Source organism: Nonomuraea zeae (genome assembly GCF_005889725.1).
Taxonomy (GTDB): domain Bacteria; phylum Actinomycetota; class Actinomycetes; order Streptosporangiales; family Streptosporangiaceae; genus Nonomuraea; species Nonomuraea zeae.
In genome coordinates, this window is sequence record NZ_VCKX01000381.1 from 1 (window position 1) to 10,285 (window position 10,285).

Here is a 10,285-nt window from a genome sequence, read left to right on the forward strand (position 1 = left end):
TGGGCGGGGGCGTCCACCGGCGGGAGCAGGGTGTGGGTCACGCCGCCGAAACCGGGCACGACCGTGTTGCCGCGTTCGATCCGGACGGGCCCGGCGGCGGCCGCGGCCGCCGCGGCACTGGTGCGGGCCACGTCGTCGCAGGTGAAGCCGATGTCGGCGATGCCGTCGCCGTAGTCGTCGAGGAACTTCCAGATCCCGCGGCCGGAGGTGACGACCATCTGCACCCCGCCCTGACGCAGCAGCACGGAGCTCCGGTCGACCTCCACGGAGTCGGCGACGCGGGTGAACCCCATGGCGGTGACCAGGTAGTCGACGGCCGAGATCTTGTCTTGCGTGAACAGCTCGACGTACGAGATGTCTTGCACAGCCATGGGGATACCTCCTGGGGAACCGATGGCCACTTCGTCGGGCGATACGGGCTTCGTCAGCCGGCTACCAGCGCCATTCCTGCTGCTTGAACAGGTGCCCGGCCTTGATGTCGCGCTCCGAGCACCAGGCGAGGAACTCGTTGATCTGCTTGATCTGGTAGGTGTCCTCGTTGTAGGTGGTGGCCATGACGTGGCCGAGCCAGTCCTCCTCGCCCATGGCGTAGATGTAGCCCTCCTTGGCGCCCAGCTCCGTCATGATCGCCGCGGCCTGCTCGGCGTTCGAGCCCGACAATTTGCGGGAGTCGCTCATCTTCTTGGGGATCGGAATGGTGAGCAGCGCCTGGTAGAGCCAGGTCAGCGGGGCGCCGTCGCACTCCATGCCCAGGAAGGCGTAGTCGGCCGTGCCGAGGTGGCCCTTGACGTAGCGGTACAGGCTGGGGTCGATGCCGGAGGAGTCGGCGCCGATGAAGACGTTCTTGTCGGCCAGTTCGGCCCAGTACGTGGACTTGGCGCGGATGTCCAGGTCGCAGTGCTCGCCGAGGAACGGCGTGGCGGTCACCTTGCCGCCGGGGAAGGGGATCTCGTCGAAGTCGTCGACCTCGATCACCGGGAAGCCCTGGTGGCTCAGCATCAGCCCTATCGACGGGTCGCACAGGTTGCCGCGCGAGGAGCGCGGGACGACGATGGCGCCGACGCGGCCGCGGAGCTGGAGCAGGGTCTCCAGGACGATGTGGTCCTGGTGCCCGTGCGTGATGAGCACGAGGTCGATGTAGTCGGGCAGGTCGTCGAGCGTGTACCGGTCGCCGGCGGTGCTGTCGGCGCTGATGAACGGGTCGGTCACGATGGCGGCCTCGGGCGTCTGGAGCACCAGGCAGGCGTGCCCGAAGTAGCGGATCCGGCCGCCGCTCTCGATGTGCCGGTCGGGCGCCAGGCTGGGGCGGTCGCTGAGCATGGCGGAAAGCTGGGCCGCCTGCGCGTCGTCGAGCTCCAGCGCCTCGCGCAGGTGGCGCAGGGTGGTCGGGCGTACCCGGGCCTTGAACAGCTCCTCCAGGCCGGAGTGGCGGAAGGGGATGCCCAGTTCCAGGACGTCCGGCGAGGGCAGCCGCGGGGTGCTGAGGATGAAGGGGCGCTCGATGCCGGTCTCGAAGGAGAGCTGCACCGACTGGCGGGCCTCGGCGTAGACGTCGCTCTTGTAGACGAGCGGCTCCATGAAGCGCAGTTGCGCCTGGTTGTCGGTGTCGTAGGCCAGCTCGACCAGGCCACCGAGCTCGGTGGGCAGCTTCGGGTAGAGCGGCGTCAGGTCGAACCCGGTGGCGCTGGCCCGCAGGATCTCCTGCCCGGCCGCGATCGCGTCGGCGAAGCGCAGCATGGCGGCGCGCTCGCGCCTGATGGTGTCCAGCAGGTCGCGTACCTCGTCGGCGCGCGACTCGGGGATGTTGATGAAGTAGCCGCCGCGCAGCTCCGGGTTGTTGCTGGCCGCCACGTGGACCTGCGGCGACTGCAGGTACGACTCCAGCAACGGCACCTGGAGCCGGGCGAGGTTCATCGCCGCCTGCACCGGCGCGATCGTGTGCGGCCAGGCGAAGAACCTGTCCACTAGTGGTTCGACGATGACCTTCGACCGCAGAAACAACTGCTCATCAGCCATCTGCGCGCTCCCCTCGAGGTGAACTGACAACAGGAACCGGCCCGGGGCACACGGGTTGTTGCGCATGGCACTGCGGCGGACCGTGAAGAAATGGACGACTACCGGTGACCGGGTTCGCATTTGAGGCGCCGGCGAAGGGAAGAATGACCCGGCGGGACATTCGGCGGCAAGGTGCCGGCCCGTTGAACACTTTTGTTCAAGTGCGGCGGCGCGGCAGTTGAACACGGCGGCCGCGAAATATTAAGGACGTCATTCCGTACGCGTTTTCCGCAAGACCCGTGCACGGTGGATCACGGCGGCGCCGAACGTCTATGGTCCGGGATCTACCGGGCGCTCGGAGCCCGCTTCGTCGGACGGGATGGGCGCTGCCGTTATGCATTCGGCTTTGGTGATCGGTACGGGGCTGGTGGGCACCTCGGTGGCGCTGGCGCTGCGCGCGCACGCCGTGACCGTGCACCTGCGGGACGCGGACCCGGAGGCGGTACGGACGGCGGCGTCGCTCGGCGCCGGGACCGCCCGGCCGCCGTCGGGGGCGGTGGACCTGGCGGTCGTGGCGGTGCCGCCGCCCCACGTCGCCAGAGTGCTGGCCGGGCTGCAGGCGGAGGGCGTGGCCGCGCACCACACGGACGTGGCCAGCGTCAAGGCGGAGGCGCAGCGGGAGGCCGTCGCCCTGGGCTGCGACACCTCGTCGTACATCGGCGGCCATCCGATGGCGGGCGCGGCGCACAGCGGCCCGCTCAAGGCCAGGGCCGACCTGTTCGAGGGCCGGATGTGGGCGCTCACGCCGACGCCCGACACCGGCACCGAGACGCTCAACACGGCGCTGGAGCTGGTGGCGTTGTGCGACGCGGTGCCGGTGGTCATGGAGGCCGTCGCGCACGACCGGGCGGTGGCGCTGGTCTCGCACGCGCCGCACGTCGTGGCGAGCCTGGTCGCCCAGCGCCTGGAGCACGCGGAGGAACGCGAGGTGAGCCTGGCCGGCCCCGGCCTGCGGGACCTGACCCGCATCGCGGAGGCCGATCCGGGGCTCTGGATGGACATCCTGGGCGCCAACGCCAAGGTCGTGGCCGACCTTCTGGAGGAGCTGGGCACCGACCTGGGGCGGATGGTGACGGCCCTGCGCGGGCTCGCCGGCGACGGCCCGGAACGCGCGGACGGGCTGGCCGTCGTCGAGGACGTGTTGCGCAGGGGCCGTACGGGCCGCGCCCGCATCTCCGGCAAGCACGACACCCGGCCGGAGCGCTTCGAGACGGTCACCGCCGTCATCGGGGACCAGCCGGGCGAGCTGGCCCGCCTGTTCTCCGACGCCGACCAGGCCGGCGTCAACATCGAGGACGTCCGCATCGAGCACGCCACCGGGCAGCCCGCCGGGCTCGTCCACATCAGCGTCCTGCCCGGCCTGGCGGCGACGCTGCGCAAGGCGCTGCACAACCAGGGCTGGCGGCAGCGCTGACCGCCCGGATCCGAGGGGAGCGTACGTGCGTGGTCCTGCCCGGCGGCTGCTGCTCGCGCCCGTCACCATCACCGCCACCAAACCCCTGCTGCCCACGCACGTCAAGGGCTTCCTCTGGGTGGACACGCTCTTCCGGGGCACGCGGCTGGTACGCGACCTGGAGTACTACTGGAACCCGCGCGCCGCGAACCTGACGGGGCAGACCATCCAGTTCTGGGACTACCTGGACCGCCGCCATCCGGGGCTCGACTTCGCCGCGCTGTCCCCCGACGACCTCGGCCACCTGTACGTACGCTGCCACGCCTCGGGCGACATCCGCCCCATGGACCGCCTGCGCCACTACACCGAGCGCGTCGAGCGGGAGGGCTGGGTCCACCCGGCCACGCGGGCGGCCACCCGCGACTGGAAGCGGCAGCTCGACCTGCTCGGCGTGCACGACCCCGGCCTGACCGCGGACCGGCCGACCGTGGCCTCGATCGACGAGACCGTCGAGCTGCTGGCGCGGCGGCACCTGTGCGTGGACCACCGCCGCCACGGCGGGCCCGCGTACCTGGACGGGACCCGCTGGGGCATGCCGCTGCGCCCGGTGATCGGCGTGGACGCGCACGCCAACTACCTGCTGGTGATCCTGCGGGACCTGATCCCCCGCCTGGCCGCGGGCGACGAGGTGCTGCTCGTCTACGACGACGACCTGGCCCACGACTACGCGCTGCTGGCGCGCGTGCTGGCCGAGCTGGGCGCCCGGCCGTCGCGGCTGCCGCTGGGGCGGGTGCCGATCGGTGGCGTCGTACGCTCCAGCCGGCACGGCGGCTGGGACGGCCACTCCCTGGGCCGGCTCGCCGAGCTGTGCCTGCGGGAGTTCGACCCGCCCGTCTACCGCCTCGGGATGCGCCTGTACTTCATCGCGATGCTCAAGCGCACCGCCTCCGAGCCGTTCCGCCCGGACCTGCTGCGCCGCGCCCTGTCGCGGGCCGGCCGGATGCTGGGCGAGGCCGGTGCGGCCGGTGCTACGGGCGACCTCCCCGCGTACCTGCGGGGGTTCGCCACGCCCGCCGGGTGGGTGGATCCGTACCGCCTGACCGACGGCCTGTTCGCGCGGCGCGCGCCGGCCGCCCTGCTCGACCACGTGTACCTGTGACACTCGCCGACGACCGATGACCGACGACCGACACCGATGACCGACCACCGACGACCGACGACCGACGACCGACACCGACAGTCCACGACCGGGAGGGCCATGACCACCGACCGTACCTTCGCCTCCGCCGCCGAACGTGCCGAGGCGTACCGGCGGCGGGTGCTGCTGGAGAGCGGCAAGGCCCTGGCCTCGCTGGACGACCCGCGCGCCGCCCAGGCCGCGGTGCTGGCCGAGATCCTCGCCACGAACGGGGACACCGCCTTCGGCCGGGAGCACGGCCTTGCCGGGGTGCGCGACGCGGCCGGGTACCGGCGGGCGACGCCGATCCGCGGGCACGAGGAGTTCCGGCCGTGGCTGGAGCGGGTGCACGCCGGGGAGCGCGGGGTGCTGACGAGCGAGGAGCCCACGGCGTTCTTCGCCAGCAGCGGCACGACGGGCGGGGAGAAGAGCATCCCGGTGACGGCCGGGTTCCTGCGCCGCTGCTTCCTGCCGTTCTACTTCGCGGGCTTCGCGCAGCTCGTACGGCACCATCCCGATCTGCCCACCCGCGACGACGCCGTGCTCAACCTGTGGCAGGACCCGCATTCGCCGGCGGCCGCGACGCTCGGCGGCCGGCCGCACATCGGCCCCAGCCAGCTCGACTTCGCCAAGGCGGGCGAGGACCTCGCCGTCGGGCTCGGTAACCGGGCCCCCTGGAGCCGCCTGCCGGACGAGCTGGCCGGCGCCGGCCCGTGGGAGCGCTGCTACCTGCGGCTCCGGATGGCCGCCGAGCACGACGTACGGGGGATCATCGCGGTCAACCCGGCGATCGCGGCCGCGCTGCCGCACCAGCTTGCCCACTGGTGGCCCCGCATGGTGCGGGAGATCAGGGACGGGACGGTGGGCGGCCTGGCGATCCGGCCACCCGACCCCGGCCGGGCGGCCGGCCTGGAGCGGGCCGCCGCCCGGCGTGGCACGCTGCGCCCCGCCGATGTGTGGCCGCGCCTGGAACTCCTCCTGACCTGGAACACCTACGTGTCCAGGCTGTACCTGCCGGGCCTGCGCGAGGAGTACGGCGCCGACCTGCATATCCGTCCCGCGCCGATCGGGTCGTCGGAGGGGCCGCTGGCCGTTCCCCTGTCCGGCCGCGCGTCGGGCGGGGCGCTGATGGTGTCCGGCTGCCTGTACGAGTTCATCCCGGCCGACGAGCGGATCGAGCCGTGGAGCGACACCCTGGAGCCGCACGAGCTGCAGCAAGGCCAGGAGTACCACGTCGTGGTGTCGCACGTCGGCGGCCTTCACCGGTGCGCGGTGCGCGACATCGTGAAGGTGGTGGGGTTCGTCGGGGCGACGCCGGTGGTGGAGTACTCGTGCCGCGACGGCCTGGTCTCCGTGGCGGGCGAGCGGGTCCGCGAGTCGCACGTGCTGCGGGCGGTTGCGGCGGCCGGCGACGCGACCGGCCTGGCCGTCCGCCAGGTGATGTACCGGGCCGGCACCGATGCGTCCCGCCACGAGGCGGCCGTCGCCTTCGCCACCCCGCCGCCGCGGACGCGGGCCTTCACCGCCGCGCTCGACGAGGAACTGTGCCGTGAGGCGCCCGGGTACGCCGCCGCCCGCCGGTCGGGCGCCCTGGCCGAGCCGCTGGTGCACGCGGTGCCGGTGGAGGCGTTCTGGCGGGAGTGGCGGCGCCGGGTGGAGGACGGCGAGCGGCCCACCAGGGTCAAGGACCGGGTGTTCCGCGACGATCCGGGCGCGTGGACACGTGTCCTCTCAGGTACGGAGGCAGAACGTTGACCGACACCGTGGAGCCCTCGCTGCGGGAGACGTCGTACCCCAGCATGCCCGGCCGCGGCCAGTACACCGAGCGGGCCCGGCAGGACCTGCTCGCCTGGCTGCGGACGACCACGAACGCCTCGCTGCGCTCCCTGGAGCAGTCGACCATCGACCCGCGCTCGCTGCCGGGCAACCTGGAGAACTTCGTCGGCGTCGTGGACGTCCCCGTCGGCCTGGCCGGGCCGATGTTGTTCACCGGCCGCCACGCGCAGGGCATGGTGACGGCGCCGCTGGCCACCACCGAGGGCGCCCTGGTCGCCTCGGTCGCGCGCGGCGCCAAGGCGATCACGCTGGCGGGCGGGGTGACGAGCCAGGTCATCGCGCAGCGGATGACGCGGGCGCCCGTGTTCGAGTTCGCGGGGCTGGGGGCGGCGGCCGAGTTCGCCCGCTGGATCGTGACGTGCAAGGACGAGCTGGACCGGCGGGTGGCGGAGGTGTCCGCGCACTCGCGGCTGACGGCGGTCGATCCGGTACAGCTCGGCAGGGCGGTACACGTGCGGTTCGTGTACGAGACCGCCGACGCGGGCGGACAGAACATGACCACCGCCGCCACCTGGCGGGCCTGCCGGTGGATCAACGACCGGCTGGCCACCATGCCGGGGCTCGCGCCGACCTGGTTCGCGATCGAGGCGAACCTGAGCGGCGACAAGAAGTTCACCCACCTGAACATGATCTCCGGGCGCGGCACCCGGGTCGCGGCCGAATGCGTGCTGGACCGCACGACCGTGCGCCGCGTGCTCAAGAGCACGCCGGACGCGATCGACCGGCTCTACCGGCACAGCGTGCTCGCCGGCCAGCAGGCCGGCATGGCGGGGCACGACATCGACGCGGCGAACGTCATCGCGGCCATCTTCGTCGCGACCGGGCAGGACATCGCCAGCGTGTACGAGTCCGGCACCGGCCTGTTCTCCGTGGACGTGTCCGAGGGCGACGTGCGGGCCACGCTGGTCCTGCCGAGCCTGGTCACCGGGGTGGTCGGGGGCGGCACCAGGCTGGTGCGTCAGAGCGACTACCTGGACGTGCTCGGCTGCCGGGGCGAAGGCCACGCCGCCCGCTTCGCGGAGATCATCTGCGGGTTCGCCCTCGCGCTCAACCTGTCCACGATGGCGGCCGTGGCCGGGGGCCAGTTCGCCGACGCGCACGAACGGCTCGGCCGCGGCCGGCGGGTTGACTGGCTCAGCCGCGACGACCTCGGCGCCCCCATGCTGCGGCCCATGCTGGCCCAGGCCATGGACGCGCCCGGCCTGGAGGTCACCGGTGTCACCTGGATCGACCACGCGCCGGGATCGAGCCTCATCACCGAGCTCACCGCCCGCGCCGACCGCCGAAAGACCACGGGCATCTTCCCCGTCCGCGTGGCCTGGCGGCGGGACGACGGTGACGGGTTGACGGACCTGCTGCTCAAGGTCAAACCCCTCGACCAGGAAGTGATCATCGAGGCCGCCAAGCTCGCGTCGCTGTGCGGGGGGCGGGTGGCCGACCTGTACCCGCGCTGGCGCGACTGGACGGGCTTCACCGGCCTCCACACCCGCGAGCTCGCCGTGTACCGCCACGCGGAGCCGGCGTTGCGGGCTGTGCTGCCGCGTACGTACGGGGTGCACGAGGACGCGGGGCGGGAGGCGTACGTCATCGCCATGGAACGCCTCGGGCCCGGCGTACTGCACCTGGACAGCGCCGACACGCCGGAGCAGTGGCTCCCGGAGCACCTGGCCGCGGCCGTACGCGGGATCGCGGGCGTGCACGCGGCCTTCCTCGGCCGTCACGACGAGCTGCGCGCCTGGCTGGGACCGGTGCAGAGCGCGGAGCGGATGACGGCCATGCGGGAGTTGTGGGGCGCGTTGCTGGAGCACGCCGCGACCGAGTACCCGGAGCTGGTGGACGCCGCCTCGGCCCGCCGGCTCCGCCGGATCGTCGAGGAGATCCCGCGGTGGTGGGGGCGGCTGGAGTCCATGCCCCGCACCTTGGTCCACAACGACTTCAACCTTCGCAACATCGCCCTGCGCTCCCCCGCCCCGCACTCATCCGCCTTTCGCCTGGTCGCCTACGACTGGGAGCTGGCGACGTTGCACGTCCCGCAGCGGGACCTGGCCGAGCTGCTGGCCTTCGTGCTGCCACCGGACGCCGGCGAGTCGCGGGTCACGGAGTTCCTCGACCTGCACCGGCAGGCCGTGGGCCACCTGGGCAAGCCGGAGGAGTGGCGCGAGGGTTATCGCCTGGCGCTGTGGGACTTCGCGGTGACCAGGCTGCTCGTGTACGTCATGGTGCACACCCAACGGGAGCTGCCGTTCCTGGGCCGTGTCATGGCCACGACACTGCGCCTGATCGCCATCGAGGACGCCGCCATGGAGTGCCCCGATGCCTGACCCCGTACGAACCGCGCCACCGGCCGGCCCGGACGCGATGCCCGCCGCACCGGTACGGGTGGCCCTGCTCGGCATCGACGGATCCGGTAAGAGCACCTGTGCCCGCCTGCTCGCCCGGCGCTCCCCCGCGGCCCGCCCTCATGTCGTCCTGTCGTGCCTGCGCCCCCACGAAAATCCTGGCGGCCCCCTCAGGGAGTTGTCCCGGCACCTCGACATCCTGTCCACGGAGGCCGACCGCCTCGGCAGTCCCGACCTGAAGCTCGCCATCCTCTACCTGCAGATGTGCACGTACAGCGTGGCGGAGCGCTTCTTCACCGGCCGGCAGACCGGAGCGATCATCACCGAGCGGCACCCGCTCATCGACACGCTCACCTACCTGCCGCTCTACCGCCGGGCCATCGGTGCGGTCATCGAACCGGGCCGCCCCGCCGTCCTGCGGCAACAGCTCACGCGCATGCCCGCTCCTTCCGTCCGGGCGGCCCTCGCGTGGTGCCAGACCCTCGCCCGCCATCGGGGAGGACGGGCGCCGCGACTCGACACCCTGGGCGAGGAGCTGATCGGCCTGCTCGCTCTGCCCCCCGAGGCCCTGGTGACCGAGCTCGCCACCCGTTTCGCGGTGACGCCGCCCGACGTGGCGATCCTGCTCGACATCGACATCGCCGAGGCCACCCGCCGGTTGAGCACCCGTGACCGCCGCCCGGAACCCCACGAACGCGCCGACCTGCTCCCCTTGATCTGGGCCGGCTACGACCAGGCCCTCCAGACCTGCGCCTCGGTCCGCGTACACCGGGTTCGCGCCGACCACCGCCCACCCCACGACATCGCCGCCGAAGTAGCCGAACTCGCCGGCCTATGACCCCGGAAACCACCCCATGCCGCTCACTGACCCAGATGCCCGAAGCCGCTCCCCGCTCCGGAAGGCCGGCCCATGATCCCCTCGGCTCCACCGGACGCTCTGGAGCAGCGGACCTTGCGCGCTCACCTCGAAGCGAGACTCGCCCGCGTCCGCGCTGCCCAGCCCACCTACCCGCGCACGACGCGGGACATCGGCGTGATCGCGGTCCTGCGCGCGTTCGACCCCGCCACGTTCGCTGCCGCCGCGTACCACTTCGCCGCCGCCCTCCCCGATTCGCGGAGCCGCCCCTGGTACGCCGCCTTCACCCGCACGATCTTCCTCGCCGGCGACCCCCGCAACCTCGCCGATCGTCACCCCTTCGACCACGTCTCCCCCGACGGCTCCATCGCCTGGTACGCCCCCGCCCCGCTGACGTCCCGCGAAGGACTCCGCCGTCTGCTGCGCCCGCTCCGCGGCCCCCGCGGCCTCACCGCCCCCCTCACCCAGGAGGTCCCCCTGGGGAACGGGAACGCCGTGGCCCGCCTCGACGTCCCCGTCACCGGGCTGCCAATCGAGGACTACCTGGTCCACGTCAACCACGTGATCGCGGAAGCGACCTTGGACGGCCTCCTCACCGGCCGCGGCCATCTGCTCCTCCACCACCTCCC

8 protein-coding genes are annotated in these 10,285 nt (G+C 72.5%); 6 read left to right on the forward strand and 2 right to left on the reverse strand.

The genetic code is table 11. The features are described 5' to 3' along the window. The coding region (locus ETD85_RS55485) for a VOC family protein (RefSeq protein ID WP_206059496.1) at window positions 1-371 on the reverse strand (371 nt) is incomplete at its 3' end. Window positions 372-432: 61 nt separating this feature from the next. Beyond that, window positions 433-2,016 (reverse strand): MBL fold metallo-hydrolase, encoded by a 1,584-nt coding sequence (locus tag ETD85_RS55490; protein WP_138697912.1) that lies wholly within the window; start codon window positions 2,014-2,016, stop codon window positions 433-435. A 373-nt stretch (window positions 2,017-2,389) separates the two neighbouring features. On the opposite strand from ETD85_RS55490, the gene ETD85_RS55495 reads away from it, so the two are divergent. The 6 genes from ETD85_RS55495 to ETD85_RS55520 form a co-directional block, all read left to right on the forward strand. Next, the gene (locus tag ETD85_RS55495; protein ID WP_138697913.1) at window positions 2,390-3,469 is read left to right on the forward strand and encodes a prephenate dehydrogenase; all 1,080 of its coding nucleotides are present in this window, start codon (window positions 2,390-2,392) and stop codon (window positions 3,467-3,469) included. A gap of 25 nt (window positions 3,470-3,494) precedes the next feature. Then, complete coding sequence (locus tag ETD85_RS55500) at window positions 3,495-4,607, forward strand: hypothetical protein (protein ID WP_138697914.1); 1,113 nt, start codon at window positions 3,495-3,497, stop codon at window positions 4,605-4,607. Window positions 4,608-4,706: 99 nt separating this feature from the next. Then, entirely contained in the window at window positions 4,707-6,380 is a 1,674-nt protein-coding gene (locus tag ETD85_RS55505; protein ID WP_170247378.1) for a GH3 auxin-responsive promoter family protein, read from the forward strand. Further along, window positions 6,377-8,782 (forward strand): phosphotransferase, encoded by a 2,406-nt coding sequence (locus ETD85_RS64055; protein ID WP_170247379.1) that lies wholly within the window; start codon window positions 6,377-6,379, stop codon window positions 8,780-8,782. Before ETD85_RS55505 ends, ETD85_RS64055 begins: the two co-directional genes overlap by 4 nt. After that, on the forward strand, window positions 8,775-9,638 hold the full coding sequence (locus tag ETD85_RS55515; RefSeq protein WP_138697916.1) for a nucleoside/nucleotide kinase family protein: 864 nt from the start codon (window positions 8,775-8,777) through the stop codon (window positions 9,636-9,638). The genes ETD85_RS64055 and ETD85_RS55515 overlap by 8 nt, the downstream gene beginning before the upstream one ends. A gap of 72 nt (window positions 9,639-9,710) precedes the next feature. Continuing rightward, a partial coding sequence (locus ETD85_RS55520; RefSeq protein ID WP_206059497.1) for a DUF6182 family protein occupies window positions 9,711-10,285 on the forward strand: 575 nt, incomplete at its 3' end.

What these genes read in the sequence shown, in the direction of transcription:
- ETD85_RS55490 (WP_138697912.1), bottom strand. Translation starts at nt 2,016, where the DNA reads ATGGCTGATGAGCAGTTGTTTCTGCGGTCGAAGGTCATCGTCGAACCA.
- ETD85_RS55495 (WP_138697913.1), top strand. Translation starts at nt 2,390, where the DNA reads ATGCATTCGGCTTTGGTGATCGGTACGGGGCTGGTGGGCACCTCGGTG.
- ETD85_RS55505 (WP_170247378.1), top strand. Translation starts at nt 4,707, where the DNA reads ATGACCACCGACCGTACCTTCGCCTCCGCCGCCGAACGTGCCGAGGCG.
- ETD85_RS55515 (WP_138697916.1), top strand. Translation starts at nt 8,775, where the DNA reads ATGCCTGACCCCGTACGAACCGCGCCACCGGCCGGCCCGGACGCGATG.